The 17,058-nt window shown below is 42.8% G+C and carries 16 protein-coding genes and 1 pseudogene; all 17 read left to right on the forward strand.

The genetic code is table 11. From position 1 onward, the window contains the following. Positions 1 to 200: 200 nt before the first annotated feature. Positions 201 to 1,226 (forward strand): 3D domain-containing protein, encoded by a 1,026-nt coding sequence (locus JOD02_RS06150; RefSeq protein WP_204487970.1) that lies wholly within the window; start codon positions 201 to 203, stop codon positions 1,224 to 1,226. Beyond that, positions 1,223 to 2,122, forward strand: a complete 900-nt coding sequence (rsmA, locus tag JOD02_RS06155; protein WP_243426381.1) for a 16S rRNA (adenine(1518)-N(6)/adenine(1519)-N(6))-dimethyltransferase RsmA — start codon at positions 1,223 to 1,225, stop codon at positions 2,120 to 2,122. Before JOD02_RS06150 ends, rsmA begins: the two co-directional genes overlap by 4 nt. A gap of 104 nt (positions 2,123 to 2,226) precedes the next feature. Continuing rightward, complete coding sequence (locus JOD02_RS06160) at positions 2,227 to 3,570, forward strand: hypothetical protein (RefSeq protein ID WP_204487972.1); 1,344 nt, start codon at positions 2,227 to 2,229, stop codon at positions 3,568 to 3,570. A gap of 263 nt (positions 3,571 to 3,833) precedes the next feature. Then, a complete protein-coding gene (spo0A, locus tag JOD02_RS06165) occupies positions 3,834 to 4,604 on the forward strand; it encodes a sporulation transcription factor Spo0A (RefSeq protein WP_204487974.1) in 771 nt (256 codons plus the stop codon). Between the two features lie 111 nt (positions 4,605 to 4,715). Further along, positions 4,716 to 5,021: an ArsR/SmtB family transcription factor gene (locus tag JOD02_RS06170; RefSeq protein WP_204487976.1), complete on the forward strand. Its 306-nt coding sequence runs from the start codon at positions 4,716 to 4,718 to the stop codon at positions 5,019 to 5,021. Positions 5,022 to 5,024: 3 nt separating this feature from the next. Beyond that, a complete protein-coding gene (locus tag JOD02_RS06175) occupies positions 5,025 to 6,674 on the forward strand; it encodes an FAD-dependent oxidoreductase (RefSeq protein ID WP_204487978.1) in 1,650 nt (549 codons plus the stop codon). Positions 6,675 to 6,941: 267 nt separating this feature from the next. Next, entirely contained in the window at positions 6,942 to 7,370 is a 429-nt protein-coding gene (locus JOD02_RS06180) for a hypothetical protein (protein ID WP_204487980.1), read from the forward strand. A 162-nt stretch (positions 7,371 to 7,532) separates the two neighbouring features. Continuing rightward, positions 7,533 to 7,790 (forward strand): Veg family protein, encoded by a 258-nt coding sequence (locus JOD02_RS06185; RefSeq protein WP_204487981.1) that lies wholly within the window; start codon positions 7,533 to 7,535, stop codon positions 7,788 to 7,790. A gap of 71 nt (positions 7,791 to 7,861) precedes the next feature. Beyond that, positions 7,862 to 9,436: a DUF3794 and LysM peptidoglycan-binding domain-containing protein gene (locus tag JOD02_RS06190; RefSeq protein ID WP_204487983.1), complete on the forward strand. Its 1,575-nt coding sequence runs from the start codon at positions 7,862 to 7,864 to the stop codon at positions 9,434 to 9,436. 225 nt (positions 9,437 to 9,661) lie between these two features. Further along, a complete protein-coding gene (gene ispE, locus JOD02_RS06195; protein ID WP_204487985.1) occupies positions 9,662 to 10,546 on the forward strand; it encodes a 4-(cytidine 5'-diphospho)-2-C-methyl-D-erythritol kinase in 885 nt (294 codons plus the stop codon). A 2-nt stretch (positions 10,547 to 10,548) separates the two neighbouring features. Beyond that, a complete protein-coding gene (locus tag JOD02_RS06200) occupies positions 10,549 to 10,743 on the forward strand; it encodes a hypothetical protein (protein WP_204487987.1) in 195 nt (64 codons plus the stop codon). Between the two features lie 176 nt (positions 10,744 to 10,919). Beyond that, positions 10,920 to 11,297: pseudogene (spoIIR, locus tag JOD02_RS11920) on the forward strand (stage II sporulation protein R); the annotation flags it as partial. A gap of 501 nt (positions 11,298 to 11,798) precedes the next feature. Next, the gene (locus tag JOD02_RS06210; protein ID WP_204487991.1) at positions 11,799 to 13,256 is read left to right on the forward strand and encodes an aminotransferase class I/II-fold pyridoxal phosphate-dependent enzyme; all 1,458 of its coding nucleotides are present in this window, start codon (positions 11,799 to 11,801) and stop codon (positions 13,254 to 13,256) included. A gap of 161 nt (positions 13,257 to 13,417) precedes the next feature. Next, the gene (sleB, locus tag JOD02_RS06215) at positions 13,418 to 14,071 is read left to right on the forward strand and encodes a spore cortex-lytic enzyme (protein ID WP_243426398.1); all 654 of its coding nucleotides are present in this window, start codon (positions 13,418 to 13,420) and stop codon (positions 14,069 to 14,071) included. Between the two features lie 98 nt (positions 14,072 to 14,169). Further along, positions 14,170 to 15,516 (forward strand): germination protein YpeB, encoded by a 1,347-nt coding sequence (ypeB, locus tag JOD02_RS06220; protein WP_204487994.1) that lies wholly within the window; start codon positions 14,170 to 14,172, stop codon positions 15,514 to 15,516. A 94-nt stretch (positions 15,517 to 15,610) separates the two neighbouring features. Further along, the gene (locus JOD02_RS06225; protein WP_204487996.1) at positions 15,611 to 15,787 is read left to right on the forward strand and encodes an alpha/beta-type small acid-soluble spore protein; all 177 of its coding nucleotides are present in this window, start codon (positions 15,611 to 15,613) and stop codon (positions 15,785 to 15,787) included. A gap of 178 nt (positions 15,788 to 15,965) precedes the next feature. Continuing rightward, the gene (locus JOD02_RS06230; protein ID WP_204487997.1) at positions 15,966 to 17,048 is read left to right on the forward strand and encodes a D-alanine--D-alanine ligase family protein; all 1,083 of its coding nucleotides are present in this window, start codon (positions 15,966 to 15,968) and stop codon (positions 17,046 to 17,048) included. The last annotated feature ends 10 nt before the right edge of the window (positions 17,049 to 17,058 follow it).

The following is a 17,058-nucleotide window of genomic DNA, read 5'->3' on the forward strand; positions in this document are numbered from 1 at the left end:
ATGGTCTTTTCAAATTCCAGAATTACAATAAAATGGAAAAACGTTGATTCCTTATTACAAAAAATTTATACTGGAAATTAGATGCGAAATTTCTGCTAAATGTTACAAAATGTTGACAAAATGTTAAAAAAATATTACAATAAAGTAACAGCTTTTAGGTATACCCCCTAAAGCCATTGAACAGAGAAGGAGGGTGATTTATGGAGCCTCAAATAGGCGGGGCAGACAGGGCACTGGTTACTAAACTTTTAGTGGTGATCCTTATAGCCCTGCTGGTGTTAAGCGGGGTTTCAGCTGCAGCCGCTTTCTACATAGACAGCATAAGCTACGCCGTCACGTTAAAGGATGGTGGTCATGAGGTAGAAATTGTTACGTTAGAAAAAACGGTGGGCGATTTTCTTAAAAAATACGAAATTGAACTGGGGCCAGGAGACAATATAAATCTTGATAGAGAATATAGGCTTAGGGACGGTATTGTCATTGAGGTGGTTCGTAGGCTGCCATTTTATGTTGTAGCAGATCAGCAAGAAAAAACTGTATACTTACCTAAAGGGGCCACAGTAGCCGATGTGCTCAACAAAGCGGGTATTGTCTTGGGAGAAAAGGATGTGGTAAATTACAGGTTGGATGCCTGCGCCATACCGCGAGAAAAAATTATAGTGACTAGATACGACGAAGAAGTTATAGTTGAGAGAGAGCCTATCGGTTACAGGGTGATCGTTAAAAAGGATGACAATATGGATGAAGGGGTGCAGAAGGTAGTACAGGAGGGGAGAGAAGGGGAACTGCAGAGAAAAATACTGGTAACCTATCGAGATGGCCAGGAAATATCGAGAAAAGTTATAGAGGAAAAGGTGGCTGTACAGCCAGTAGATCGCATTGTATATGTCGGTACTGTAAAGAAAAAGATAACGTCGCGTGGCGATGTTTTACGCTATTCAGTAGTGAAAACTTTTGAAGCTACAGCCTATACCCATACTGGGAATCGTACAAAAACGGGAGTTATGCCCAAGGAGGGTTACATTGCGGTCGATCCCAGGATAATTCCATTATACAAAACGGTGTATATAGAATTTCCACGGGGATGGGAACACTTAAACGGCTATTACAAAGCTATGGATATTGGAGGAGCTATCAAAGGATATAGGATTGACGTGTTTATGGACAGTGAAAGCCAATGTTTGAGATTTGGTAGAAGGAGTGTTAAGGTGTATTTCCCTAAATGATGATGTGTAAGGATATACAATCGCTTACCTCACCCAGAGTGGTAAAAGAGTTAATGGCTCGACATGGGGTGAGTTTTAAGAAGGGTTTGGGACAAAATTTTTTGATTGATAGAAACATACTTATGAAGATAATGGATGCAGCTGCAATTGATAAAGAAGATTTTGTGTTGGAGATTGGAGCGGGAATAGGGACATTGACCAAGGAGCTGGCTGGCGCTGCTAAACAGGTGTTGGCAATTGAGATAGACAGCAGGCTGTTCCCTATTTTAGATGAGACGTTGGCAGGCTGTTATAATGTGAAGCTTGTTCAGGGAGATGTGCTTAAACTGGATATAAAGCAGCTGCTAGAGCAGCACTTTGGGGAGCAGCCATTTAAAGTAGTTGGCAATTTACCCTATTATATTACCACCCCCGTGTTGATGATGTTTTTGGAGAGCGATTTGCCTTATGAATCCATGGTAGTGATGGTACAAAAGGAAGTAGCTCAGAGGATGACGGCTGTGGCTGGTACAAAGGATTACGGGATGCTGTCTATTGCTGTCCAATTCTACACTTGTCCCGAGATAGTAGCCGTGGTATCGGCTAACGTGTTTTTCCCTCCTCCCAAGGTGGATTCAGCTATTGTGTTGCTAAAAAGGAGGCAAAGTCCACCAGTCGATGTACAGGACCATAGGTTGTTTTTTAAGGTGGTAAGGGCGGCTTTTAACCAAAGGCGGAAGACCATAATCAATGCCTTGACTGCTTTAGAGTTGAAGGGTATAAGCAAAGAAAAATTGTATGATGTGTTGGACAGATGTAGCATTGATCCGAGGAGACGGGGTGAGGACCTTACCATACAGCAGTATGCTGATATAGCCAATGTTTTATACTTAGAGGGGCAAAGGATTGACGAGTGAGAATGTATGTGCTAAAAGAAACCCTAATTCTAATAAATTGGGGTTTCTTTTTTTGTTTTGGCTCATATATTTTATAGTGAAAAAGGATAAGGGAGGGAGAAGCGTTGGCTAAAGGATATTACCATCGTTCATTTGTTATTTTACAACCTAAAGATCCCAAATTCAACATAAAGGGTGAGAAGCCGGCAACGGGTTACTGTAAAATTGAAGTACGTAATGACAAATGCAAGATGTACTTTCATGTACAGGATTTAAAACCTCGTGATAGTGAGCAAGGGGGGTATGACATCTTTTTAATATCTGCACAGGAGGGGATTTTGCCGCAAAAGATTGCAAGCATTTACGTTGATCAACGAGGACGGGGGGAATGTGCTGTAGAAATAGATGTAGACAGAGTAGGTGGCTCAGGTTATTCTCTTGAGCAATTTCATGGACTAGCTGTTGTGTGCAATGATGGTGGTGGCATCAGCTATCCATTAGTGGGCTACGCAAATAAACGGGTAGAACTGGACTGGGAAGGGCGGATAAAGAAAGAGCTCGGTAGGCTGTATAATAAATTGATAAAGCCAACAGTTGAAAGCAAAAAAGGAAGTAGCCCGGCGAAGTTGGTTGAAGAAAAAAAGAATGAAGGTGCTAAGAAAGAGATATCATTTTTGCTGGACGATAAGCAGGATAATAAGCAGGATAATAAGCAAAAGACCTTACAGGATATAATTGTGGCGCTAGGGCCTTTATTACAGAGCAGAAGGCAGGAAAATGAAATGGGCAATGATAAAGTAAAAGCGGGACAAGATATGGATGGCGTAAAAGGGGTGGCTAACGATAGTGAGGGGCTTGAAGGCAGTGCAATGCTAATAGAGGAAAAGGAGAAGGTAGAGATACAAGATGTTGAGGATAATAAGATGTCGGAAGAGTTACAAGGTATGACAAGTATGCAGACTAGCGGGATTGAAGGCTCACAGAAGAACATGCCTTACGAAAACGATGCAGAGAAAGAGGCAGTGAGAGATATTAAAGAACAAGCTTGTGAGGATAATGTTGAAAGCCATGGATCTAACTTGTTGGAGGGGCAAACCTATTGGGATAAGGCTAAGGACTACTATACCTGGTTGTTTGAGACTTATAGAAGGGTGTATCCCTTCTTTGCAGAAGTTGGAGAAATTGAATGGGTGGAGGTGCCGTGTGAAAATGATTATGGCCATTATGGCTACATAGCACCCCAGCATATTAGCAACAACTATTATTGTGACCATTACATCGTGGGGCTTGTGAGAGAGAACGGGCAGGTTCGCTATGTAGCGTATGGAGTTCCGGGACCATATGGCCCTGTTCCATTTATGTTTATGCAAGGGTTTTCCAGATGGGTGCCATCCAGGTATGGTTTTGGAATGGGCTATTGGCTGTTGTATATAGATGCTTGTACCGGCGAGATTGCTTATCCTTGCTGAATATATCTGAGTGAATTTGCGCGACCCCTTGGGAGTTGTTAAGTTGGGATGTTAAAAAATAAAAAGGGCGGCGCTGTGTTTAGCGTTTTGTCCTTTTTTTGTGCAAAAATATTGTTAACACCATCTTTCAAATTCCCAAAAAATATGGTAAAATATAAAAGTGTTTTACAAATTATACTAATTATGGGAAAATTCGATTAAAAATAACAAATTTCGTGAAATTTTAACATGCGAGATGAAGTTTTAAGGGGAGAGGGTGGAAAATGGGATCGAAAATTAGGGTTGTTATTTTGGATGACAATGCGGGTATAAGGGAGATTTTGAAAGAGTATATTAACATGCAAGATGACATGGAAGTAGTTGGGGTGGCAGGAGATGGAGTGGCAGGTTTGGAAGCTATAAAATTGTTTTGTCCTGACGTGGTTATTATGGATATGATTATGCCTAAATTAGACGGCTTGGGAGTGCTTGAGCATCTCAATGTGTCCGGACTACAAATCCTTCCTTCAGTTATATGCCTGTCGGCAATAGGACAGGAGGATTTGATAAGAAGGGCTATAGAATTAGGGGCCAAATATTATATGGTGAAACCGTTTGACTTAGGAATGATGGTTAAGAGGATAAGGGAAGTCATGCGCAAAACAGAGCCAGCAAAATGTAATGCGAGCGATACTGTAAAAAGTGAGAACCTTGAAGAGAAGATTTCTAACATATTTTTAACCATTGGCATTCCAGCTCATATCAAAGGTTATCACTTCTTAAGAGAGGCAATTAAGATGGTGGTAGAGAATTCTGACCTTATAAACCGTATCACCAAGGAACTTTATCCAGGCATTGCTAAAAAGTTTAACACAACCCCAAGCAAAGTTGAAAGAGCTATACGCCATGCCATTGATGTGGCTTGGAGCCGTGGGAAGGTAGAGAATATAAATAAGTTGTTTGGATATGTTGTATATAATAAGAATGAAAAGCCCACCAATGGGGAATTTATTGCACTTGTTGCCGACAAGCTGAGCATGGAGCGCTCAGCATAGGGTGAGCCTTTAATAAATGTTGACAGTACCTTCCTATCATAATATGATAGTACAAGGATATAATAGATAGACGACATGAAAAGCGTTTATGATAGGAAGGATGGATTATAAATGGATGTGTCGAAGTATCAACAAAAGGCTGAGCTTTTAAAGGCGCTTGGGCATCCAGTGAGGTTGTGTATTGTACATGGTCTTATGCATAAAACATGTAATGTGTCGGGAATTCAAGAGTGTTTGAAACTTCCCCAGTCCACAATTTCCCAGCACTTAGGTATATTGAAGGCCAGGGGCATCATCAAAGGAGAACGAAGGGGAGTGGAAATAAAGTATTCGGTGGTCAATGAAGAGGCCCTTAAAATTGTGAAAGTACTGTTGGATGATGAAGTTCCTTTTTCTGACAGTATAAAGGAGGAGTAGTTTATGGGAAAAAAGAAGTTAGTTGTGATTGGGGATGAAATTGATGGTATAAAGGCGGCGGCCAGAGCTATTTGCCAAAATCCTGAGGTAGAAGCAAAGGTTTTGATTCCGGGAAAATATCCTTCGTTTAACAGTTATATGCTCTCCTATTTTATTCAAAACTCCGAAGAGGATGTTTTTTCTTTGGTAGAAGGCATTATGGACAATTTTAGAGTCCAGGGCAGCATGGATATTTTAACTGAAACAAGGGTAACTGACATCCTTCCTGTGGAAAAAAAGGTGATATTTGAAGAATTAAAAGATGGTCATAGCTCTGTGTTAGAATATGATAAGCTGATTATCGCTACAGGAGCTTCGCCGGTTGTTCCAGCGATAGAGGGCATTAACCTGGGGAATGTCCTGTTTCTTAAGTCTCCGGAGGATGTAGCCATCATTCAAGAAGGAATAAAGGAAGGGCGATTGAAAAAGGCGGTGGTAGTAGGAGCTCATATGGCGGGAGTATATCTGGCTGAAAGCCTGTGGAAGCGAGGCGTGAAGGTAAGCCTTGTGGAAAGAGGGTCACAGATACTTCCTGAATTGGACATTGAAATGGCTGAGTTGGTCAGGAGACAGATGGGGCGTAAAGGTGTTGAAGTCCTGGTGGGGGAAAAAGTGCTTTCTCTGATAGGCAATGCTAAAGGAGATGTGGTTGAGGTCCACACCCCCGAGCACATTATTCCTGCTGATGTGGTTATATGGCTAGATGATATGAAGCCCAATGTGGAAGTAGCAAAAAAAGCGGGAATCATAATAGGAGCCAGCGGTGCTATTGAGGTTGACCAGTATATGGAAACCAATGTGCCCGGCATATACGCGATGGGTAGCTGTGCCGAGAGGGTTCATCACATAACAGGTAAGCCTGTATGGGTTTACTGGCAGGCAGTTGATGATGTAGCACTTCATGTAATAAGCCAAAACATACTTGGCGACAATGATTGTATGCTAGAGAAAGGTGTGTTAGGCGCTATAGGCATACAGGCTTTTGACCTTGGAATAGCTCGAGCTGGCCTTTCGCTTCAGCAGGCTTGGCAGGAGGGCTACGATGGGGAAGCGGCTATAGTTTCGGTGTATGACGACAGGTATGCTGGTGGTGGGGGCTACAGGGAGAATACTATTAAACTCATTGTGAATAGGTCCAATGGCAAGATAATGGGGGTTCAGTGTGTAGGAGGCGCTTTGTCAGATAAATTGGTGGATATAGTGGCTACTGTCATGGGTATGGATGGTACGGTCAAAGATTTGGCCGTGCTGGATCTCATTTCCATGAACCAGCATCCCATTTTGCTTGTGGCTCACGTCATGCTCAATAAGCTACAAGGGAAGTTGAAAGGCATTTCTCCTTTAGAATTAAGTTCTCTTGTGCATAATGAGGAGGTAGTTTTACTGGATGTGCGCACTGAATCTGAGTTTAAAATGGGGACATTGCCTGGTGCAATAAACATACCTTTGGAGGAATTGGAAAACCGAAAAGATGAATTGGACAGGGAGCGCCTCATAGTATTGATAAGTGAGAGGGGCCGAAGGGCCTCTTTAGCCTATGTTAAGCTTAAACAGTTGGGATTTGAACGGTTAAGGGTACTTGACGGTGGACTTCTGATATATCCTTTTGTTTAATATGTGGATATCGGTGTGAGTTTTGTGGAAAAGCGAGTTATGTATCCACAACCTAAAAAGCTGTAAAGATAAAGGCCTGGGGATAATTCTGTGGATATTGTGGATAACTTTATAAACAAGTTGTAGATAACTCTTGATTTTAATATAGATTTATATTAATTTATTTAAGAGAATTTTGTTAGAGGTTGATGAATAAAGAGTTTAAGTAAATTGTACAATTTACTTAATGGCATTTTAAAGACTTTACATTCGGAGGGATATAAGGGAATGGCTTATAAAAAATGCCCACGTTGTAATTTGAACTATATCAAAGACACGGAGTCTTTATGTAAAGTATGCTTAGAGGAAGTTGGTAAATCTTTAAGTGATAATGATAGGGAGGAAGAATATGATATATGCCCGGAGTGTGGGGAAAACATCATTGAACCAGGGGAAGAGATGTGTTACCAGTGTGCGATGGAGCGCATGAAAGAGGCAGAGGGAGAACGAGTTGAAGGTGAACGGTGGGATGATTTCCTGTTAACAGACGATGAAGAGTTGGAGGTATTTGATGAGGATATAGACGGCGATTTGAATCCCTTGGAAGATTTAGAGGACTTAGCTGAACCAGAGGACTTAGAACCGCTGGAGGACCTGGAAATCGATAAAGAATTTGATGAAGAGTTTGAAGAGAATGAGGATGAAGAGGAGGAATAATTTTACATTATTGATAAGTTATGTATGCCCGTGCTGTTAAATAAGCACGGGCGTTTTCATTTTGGTGAAGAAATAAATTAAGGGATGTGATTGGTGTATATATTTTATGCCATTTGTGGTAAAAATAATCCTAAGTGAAAAAATTTATTAAAGGTGAGGTTTATGATTGACGCACAGGCTTTGATGAATGTTAAAAAGGCGGTGGAATCCAATATAGGGGAAAAGGTAAAGCTTAAAGCCAACAGGGGGCGAAGAAAGAGTTTTATTAGGGAAGGCGTTATTCATGAGGTTTATCCTAGCATTTTTACCGTACGCGTCAACATAGACGATAAGTCTGTCCAGACGCTTTCCTTTACATATTTCGACATACTGACTTCCAATGTAGAAGTGGTGATATGCAAAAATAACCAGAGGATTTGAACATATTTTTTGAGCGTTCCTTATATTTATATAATAGATATCCTTATGGGACAAAAGTATGGGGAGGAGGAATGAAGGTGACTGTCGAATGTGTGAGGGATATTTTAAAGGTAGACCAGACAATTGGAGAGGAGTTGTCGCAAGCACTGGTAGAAGGAGATATTGTGGTTCCAGAGTCCAAGCCAGATATTGCCAGGGTGCTGGATGTTGACGGCATAGTGGTTGTGAATAGCAAAGAAGTAATTCAGGACAGGGTGATGATAGAAGGAGTAGTGCGCTGTACTGTCCTATACATCGGCCAAAACGAGGCTAAGCTTGTAGAGAGCCTGGAGTCGGAGTTGGGCTTTACTCATTATCTTGATGTGCCTGGTGCCAGACCCAACATGTTATCTACATTGAAGTATCAGGTCGAGCATGTTGAATATGAGGTCATCAACAGCAGGAAACTCAATATAAAAGCTGTGATTAATTTGCAGGGTAGGGTAAATGATGTTCTTCAAATTGATGTAGTACAGAATTTTAAGAGTATGCCAAACATGCAGACGTTAAAGGATAAGGTAGTGGTGTCGCACAGTCAGGGACAGGGTGGTTCACAAGCCATAGTTAGAGAAGACCTGGAGTTAGAAGAAGGCATGCCCTCTATACAAAAAATATTGAAAAAAAATGCTTCAATAAAATTAAATAATCGAAAAGTTATGGATAACAGGGTGGTTATAGAAGGGGATATAAAGATTCAGCTGCTTTATCTGTGTGATGACCCTAGTGAACCAATTCAACACGTGAGTTATGATATGCCGTTTACTCAATCGGTGGACATAGTAGGGGCATATCAAGGATTGGAATGTACCGCTGATGTATGGGTACAAGAACTTTTTGTTGAGCCGCGGGAAGATATAAATGGGGAAATGCGGGTACTCAGTGTGGAGGCTGTCATAGAGGCTGAGGTTAGAGTATTCGAAACAGAAACAAAAGAACTGCTAGTAGATGCTTACTGTCCAGGTTTATCCCTTAAGCCTAGGAAGAGGAAAATAAATCTAATACAGTCGGTGGGTGAAGCACAGGATCAGGTGGTGATAAAAGAGAGCGTGGCATTTCCTCAGAACGTCCCTCAGGCCGCTAGAGTGCTTTACGTTGAAGCAAAACCCGTCGTCACAGACCAGCGCATAAGCGATGGTAAAGTGGTCATTGAGGGGGTGCTGGTAAGCAAGGTGATCTATCAACCCACGGATCCGTCCTACGGACCAGCCAGCATAAAGGAAGATATCCCCTTCAGGCACAGCGTAGAGCTTGAAGGAGCTTATGAAGACATGGAGTGTCAAAGCCAGCTGGTCGTTGATCATGTCAGCTGTACATTAATCGCTCATGATGAAGTGGAAATTCGTGCCGTGATGACAGCAAGTGTGAGTGTATTTACCAGCTTGGAAAAGGAAGTATTCTTGGACGTAGAGGTTGAGGAATTAAAAGAGGGATTGGATTCAGGCATTTTTGTGTATTTTGTTCAGCCAGGAGACAGCCTATGGTCGATAGCCAAGAAATATAATACTACGATAGCCAGTATTTTGAAATACAATGCAATAGATGAGTCACAGGTATTGACTCCGGGAGATAAGCTGATCATATACAAGAAGCTGCAGGTTTCGGTATGAAATAAGAGGATATCACAGGTTTTTGCGTGTTCATGGCCCCGGCTTGAGCCCATTATGTATGGGGCGGTAGAACACGCTTTTATTTTTGGCGACTTGAAAGGCGTTGGCAAAGAGGTATGCGTTAAGGTATAATGAGTAAAGTTGATTTTCTTGGAGGGGCAATATTTTTAAAAATGTTTGGAATTATAGTTAAATATTGGATATAAAGTGGGAGTTGGGTATGCAATGAGGAGGATTGTTTTAAAGGCCTATGCAAAGATTAATTGGGCGCTAGATGTTCTAGGTAAACGCCCTGATGGCTATCATGATGTGGAGATGGTCATGCAGTCGGTGGATTTGTGGGATGCTGTTATCCTTGAAGAAAAGGGTGAGGAGATAAGCGTAAAGTGCAGTATAGACAGCCTTCCTGTAGATGTAACCAATACGGCTTACCGTGCTGCTGTTTTGATAAAAAAGAGGTTTGGCATTGAAAAAGGGATCCAGGTTGAGCTTATAAAGAATATCCCTGTGGCGGCGGGTTTGGCAGGGGGGAGCGCTGACGCGGCTGCTGTCCTTGTGGGGCTTAGCAGGATGTGGAGGCTTAATCTTTCAAAAGAAGAGCTTATGGAATTAGCAGGTATTGTGGGAAGCGATGTGCCATTTTGCGTCGTAGGAGGTACTGCTTTGGCTAAGGGTAGGGGAGAGGATATAACAGAGTTGCCTCCTGCACAAGGGATATGGTTGGTGCTGATTACGCCTGACCAGCGCATCTCTACAGCTGAAGTTTATGGCAAGTTAGATTTGAGCAAGATACAAAAAAGGCCGGATGTGACCAGCATGGTTAACAGCTTACATCAAAGGGACTTCAAAGGCATTGCCTTAAATATGGTAAACGTGCTTGAGGAAGTAACTGTCGGTCTATGCCCTCAGATAAGAGCTATTAAAGAGGATGTTATGAGGCAAGGGGCTGTGGGTTGCTGTATGAGCGGGAGCGGTCCTACTGTGTATGGCCTTTTTAAAGATGAACATACCGCTCGAAAGGCATATGCGGCGCTGAAGCAGAGGCATTCATATTGCTTTGTTGTTAAAACCGTGAGCCTAGGAGTACAGGTAGTAGAGGAGGTTTTTTAAGGATGGATGCGGTCATATTGGCAGGGCATAACACGTCAGACCTTGTAAATCGATGTACAAATGCCCACGATGATCTGTGTTATCCCATTGTTGAGAAGAGTGCAAACGACATGCAAGGACCTATGTTAGATTTAAAGATGGGACATTCACTGGGGACAATATATATGGAAATGGCAGAAAAATACCTGTACAATTGATTAAAAAATTTAAAACTGTCAATACTTCTAATACCGGTTTTGTTGAATAATACGTAAGGTTGGGGGTATTGACAGTGAAGAATGGACCAAAAGTAATTTACCCGTTTGTAGTATTGTTGATATTGATAACAATGCTTATAACGATGGATATATATGGAAATGCTACTCAAAAGGAGTATATCCGTTTTCATGTGGTGGCAAACAGCGATTCTCCGGAAGATCAAGCCTTGAAGCTGAGGGTGAGGGATAAACTCCTTGAAGAATTTGGCAAGGAGTTTGCTGGTATTGACTCGATTGAGAAAGAAAGAGAGAAGGTCATGGAGAACATTGATGAGATTGAAAAAATTGCTCTTCTTGAGGTAAAGCGGGCAGGCAAATCATATCCTGTAAAAGTTCAGTTTGGGCGATTTTCGTTTCCTACCAAGGCGTATGGAAATCTGGTTTTGCCGGCAGGAGAATATGAGGCATTAAAGGTGGTTATAGGCAAGGGAGAAGGGGCAAACTGGTGGTGTGTAATGTTTCCACCACTTTGTTTTATAGATATCTCTCATGGAGTGGCTAGGCCAAAAGAAAATGCGACGGCAAGGGATGATAATGCTTCGCAAGTCGATGGTGCCGTTAAAGTGGAAGGAAACCAATCTCGACGCAGGGCAATTACATCTCCAAAATCGATCAACGAAGGTGAAAAATATGTGGTAAGAAGTGAAGCAAATGATAATGAAGTGGCAAGCAATGGGATAAAAGGCAGATCTGTTCAACAGGATGATGTTGAAGACCGTCAACGTGTGTCTATGCCTTATAATGCTGAAAGAGGCGTTGAAAGTTCTGGGGAAATACAGTACAGGTGGAAACTGGTGGAGTGGATAGAGGTATCAAGCAATAAGATAAAGAGGCTGTTTTCTTTTTTGAGCTTTTGGGATCGTTAAAAAGGGTGCATGAGCACCCTTTTTTGTTTATAAAAAATTGTTATTGCAATTGATGCCGATTTGTGGTGTAATTATTCTTTGTAAGCAAAAGGATTTTTGATTTTTCTTTTAAGGGAAGGGGTATAAAGGATGAAAAAGCTAGATCAGAATACAGCCCCTTTGTTTGAAGCTCTCAGGAAAAACGTGGAGGATGGAGTGATACCATTCCACGTACCAGGGCACAAAAAGGGCAAGGGAGCTGGCGAACTGGTAGAATATTTAGGGGAAAAAGTATTTCAAATAGACCTTAACGGGATGGAGGACCTAGACAATATATGTAACCCTATAAGCGTTATAAAAGAGGCGGAGAAGCTTCTGGCTGAGCTATATGGGGCCGACGATTCATTTTTTTTGGTAAATGGCACTACGCAAGGCGTACAGGCCATGATACTTTATGCATGTGGTCCAGGGGATGAAATAATCATACCTAGAAACGCACATAAATCCACCATTGGGGCCATGATACTGAGTGGCGCTATACCGGTATATGTTCAACCCGAGATTAACTATGACCTCGGTATCGCCATGGGCATGTCGGTGGAAAGCGTGAAAGAGGCAATACGCAATCATCCTAAAGCCAAGGCGGTGTTTGTCATAAATCCCACCTATTACGGTGCGGTATCCAACCTCAGGGAAATTTGTCGAATAGCTCATGAAAACAACATGCTGGTGCTGGCAGATGAGGCTCATGGGGCACATTTGCCGTTCTGCGATGAGTTGCCTATATCGGCCATGGAAGCAGGAGCGGATATGAGTGCCGCCAGCCTTCACAAGACGGTTGGCTCGATGACTCAGAGTTCAGCTTTATTTATTCGTGAAAGCGATAAGGTAAACAGCAACCGGGTAAAGTCTGTGCTTAACCTGACGCAGACCACCAGCGCGTCATATGTCTTAATGGCTTCAATTGATATGGCGCGAAAGCAGTTGGCGCTGCGTGGCAAGGAACTGGTTAGCAAGGCGGTAGAGCTAGCTCGATATGCCAGAGCGAAGATAAACGAGGTTGAGGGGTTGTATGCCTTTGGTAAGGAACTGGTTGGTAGCCCGGGGGTGTACGATTTTGATGAAACCAAGCTCAGCATATACGTTCGTCAGCTGGGCATGTCAGGGTATGAAATGGAGAGCGTACTCCGCAAGGAGTACAACATTCAGATTGAGCTTTCGGACTTTTATAATATAATGGCCATTGTAACCCTGGGAGATCAGAAGGAGGATATAGAAAAACTGATTGAAGCCTTGAAGGACATCGCTAGAAAGAGGGGGGTAAATAACAAGCCAAACTGTAACCTAGTTCCTTGTAAGACGGAGATGATTGTAAGGCCTCGAGATGCCTTTTATAGTCCCAAACGAAGCGTTAAGCTGGAAGAGGCCGTGGGCGAAATAAGCGGGGAGATGATAATGGCGTATCCGCCCGGTATTCCCGTTATATGTCCGGGGGAACGGATTACCCATGAGGTGATAGAGTATGTCAAGGCGTTGAAAGAAGAGGAAACGCAGCTTCAAGGAACAGAAGACCCATTTATCAACTATATTAAAGTGCTGGATATGTGATCAGGTCCATTTTTAATAAGGGAATATTTTAGCAAGTATATTTGGTTTTGGGTTAACAAAAAATATAACAGAAGCCATATGCTAGAAAGGGAGATGATATGGGGTACAAAGTACGGCTTTCTGTTATAGCAGTTTTGTTAACCCTTTTTATTTGTGGGGCAATGCTGATCGAGCATTGGAAAAGCCAGAGCGCTGCTCTCGAGACTGCATTATATTGGGGTTCGACAGGTAGTAAAGTGATGGAAGTTCAAAGAAAGCTTAAACAGTGGGGCTATTACGATGGGCCTATCGATGGGGTATATGGCCCAAAGACCTTTGAAGCGGTAAAGCTTTTTCAAAGAAAAAATGGCCTTAAAGTTGATGGGGTGGTTGGACCGCAAACGGCAGCTGCCATGGGCATTACTTTGAACAGGGGTGCCACTACCACATCTTATCGTGCTTCAAGGGGTGGTGGCACACACAGCAGCGGCGATCTATACTTACTGGCTAGATTGGTACACGCTGAAGCAAGGGGAGAACCCTATATTGGGAAAGTAGCAGTGGCGGCAGTGGTGTTGAACCGTGTAAAGCACCCTGCTTTTCCCAATACCATCGCAGGAGTGATATACCAGCCAGGGGCATTCACGGCTGTTGCTGATGGTCAAATCAATCTGGCCCCCGATGAGGAATCGCTGCGCGCTGCTAGGGATGCGCTGAACGGTTGGGACCCCACTTATGGAGCACTTTATTACTATAATCCAGCCAAAACTACCAGCAGTTGGATATGGTCAAGGCCGGTACACATTGTCATCGGCAATCACCGTTTTGCCAAATAAGCGTGTGACACACCGACCGATATAGTAAACGAAGCATCTAATGAGCAGGGCTGTACCTGTTTTGACGGGTAATAATATGTTAACAGGAGGCAGGGTACATGACGAGATGGATACTGACAATAGTGTTAGCGGTGGCTTTAATAGTTGTAGGGCTATGGGGATATAACCAGTATTTACAGAATTTGGAGTACCGCAACTATATGGAAAACCTGTATCAAAAGTCGTTTTTTGAGCTGGTAGGTCAGATAGGAGATATAGAGACAAAGCTTTCGAAGGTCATGGTAAGTGGAGATCAAGGGCAAAGCATGGTGTTGTTGTCTGACGTGTGGAGACAAGCCGATGCTGCACAAGTTAATCTAGGGCAGTTGCCGCTAGGTCATCTTTCGCTTATCAAGACTTCAAAATTTTTAAATCAATTAGCAGATTACTGCTATTATCTTACCAAAAAAGTGGGACGGGACCAAACTATATCGTTGGAGGAGATGAACAATCTCCAAAAGTTACATAACAGCTGTGTAAAGTTGAACGAGGAGCTCAAGCTGCTGGTCGATAACGTCAATTCTGGCGGTGTCAAGTGGGGAGAGATAAGGCAATCAAAGGTCAAGCAAGAGCTCAATGAAGATGTAAAAAATCTCATTGAGAGACAGTTTATCAGAATAGAGAGGACGAGCATCGATTATCCAACGCTGATATACGATGGTCCATTTTCTGAGACGCTTCAGCAAAGGAGGGATATTCGCCTTCAGGGAGAGGCTATAGACCAGAGGAAGGCCAATGAGATAGCTGCTAATTTTATAGGAAGGGATAGGGTGGCTGAAGTACACAGCGGGCCTCAGACCACTGCCGACATAGATACATGGGGGGTATACGTAAAACTTAAGGATGGCAGGGGTACCATATTTGTTTCTGTAAGTAAAAGAGGCGGCAGGGTAGTAAACATGATTTCTGACGGACAGGTCAAAGCAGCAAAGCTTTCCTTGGCAGAGGCGCGGCGTTCGGCCGAAAAGTTTTTATCACAAAAAGGGTATAAGTCCATGGTCCCTACTTATAGCCAAAAATTTGGCGGTACTTTAGTGATTAACTTCGCGTACAAACAAGACGACATCGTAGTATATCCCGACCTCATCAAAGTAAAGGTATCGCTTGAGGATGGAACTATTGTGGGATTTGATGCCCGTAACTACCTTATAGCCCATAAAAAACGAGATATAACCCCTCCAAAATTGTCGCTTGATGAAGCCCGAAAGCTGGTGAACCCCAATCTCAAGATAAAATCTGAAGGCCTGGCTATTATCCCTACCGAATCGGGTGGAGAAAAGCTGTGCTATGAGTTTAAGGGCGAGTATGGGGGTGACAATTTTATAGTATACATTGATGTAAATAGTGGTAAAGAAGTAAATATATTGAAGATAATTGATACTGCCAATGGAAGCCTGGTAATCTAGCCATATTTTTTGCAGCATAACGTACTTTAAGACGGGTAAAACTAATATTAGCAAAGGGCAAAAAAGTCTTTTGCTAAAAAGGGGGTTATATTATATGGCCAGAAGGCGTGGGGTCATGTCTGATAGGCTTAAAGAGGAGATTGCCAAAGAATTGGGCGTGTATGACATCGTCAAGAACAGGGGCTGGGGCGACGTAACTTCTCGTGATTGCGGGAACATGGTGGCCAAGGCCATAGAAATGGCTGAGAGGAGTATAAACCGTACCAAGTAACCATATAATGAGTAAAAGGTTAAGCGGAGGCCATACGCCTCCGCTTAACCTTTTGGGCATAATCTTTTAAAAGGTACCATACCATTATTGTAAGAAAAATGTTGCTTAAACGTTGAATAATTGGCGCTTGCATAGTAGAATATAGCTATGGTCAGATGGGGTTGAGGAGGAAGGGAATATGTCTGAAAAGTTGAAGGTAGCTATACTGTTTGGTGGTCAATCGGGTGAACACGAGGTTTCCCTCATGTCGTGTACTTCAGTGGTAAAAAACATGGATCGTGACAAGTATGATATATACTTTATAGGCATTACTAAAACAGGCAAATGGCTCCTGTTTGAGGGAGATGTGGAGGACATACAAAACGGAAAATGGGAAGCTGGGGCGCAGCCCATAGTGTTTCCCGGAGATCCTTCATTCAAGGGCTTTTTTCTTGTGGCTAACCCTTCTAAAATATACAAAGTGGATGTGGTTTTTCCAATAATGCATGGGCCTCATGCCGAGGATGGGACTATACAGGGTCTGCTGGAGCTGGCTAACATCCCTTACGTGGGATGTGATGTGGTGGCTTCTTCAGTGGCCATGGATAAAGCTATGGCAAAGGCGGTTTTTGATAGCTTTGGCTTGCCTCAAGGTAAGTATCTGGTTGTGCTAAGGCAAGAGTTTGAACAAAAGCTGCAGGATGTGATAGAAGCCATTGAATCGAAATTGGGTTACCCCTGTTTTGTAAAGCCATCCAATATGGGTTCCAGCGTGGGAATTACAAAAGCGCATGACAGGCAAGAGCTTATTGATGGATTGAAAGAGGCGGGGCGGTATGATCGAAAGATTGTGGTGGAAGCGTTTATAAACTGCAGGGAGATTGAATGCGCTGTGTTGGGTAACAATGACCCTCAGGCATCGGTATTGGGAGAAATCATCCCGTGCAATGAATTTTACGATTACAACGCAAAATACTTTGATGATGGGAAGTCGCGCCTCATTATACCGGCTGACCTGCCGCAGGAAAAAACCCAGGAGATACGGCAGTTGGCCATAAAGGCATACAAAGCGTTGGATTGTAGCGGAATGGCCAGGGTAGATTTCTTTGTTGAAAAGGATACCTTGCAGGTGTTTATAAACGAGGTCAATACTATACCTGGCTTCACCAGAATAAGCATGTATCCTAAATTGTGGGAAGCAACGGGTGTGCCGTATTCCAGGCTCATAGATCGCTTAATAGAGCTTGCTATGGATCGGTTTAAGGAAAAGCATCCTCAATGAAGGGAGATTG

This window comes from Caldicoprobacter guelmensis, from assembly GCF_016908415.1.
In the GTDB taxonomy this organism is placed as follows: Bacteria; Bacillota; Clostridia; order Caldicoprobacterales; family Caldicoprobacteraceae; genus Caldicoprobacter; species Caldicoprobacter guelmensis.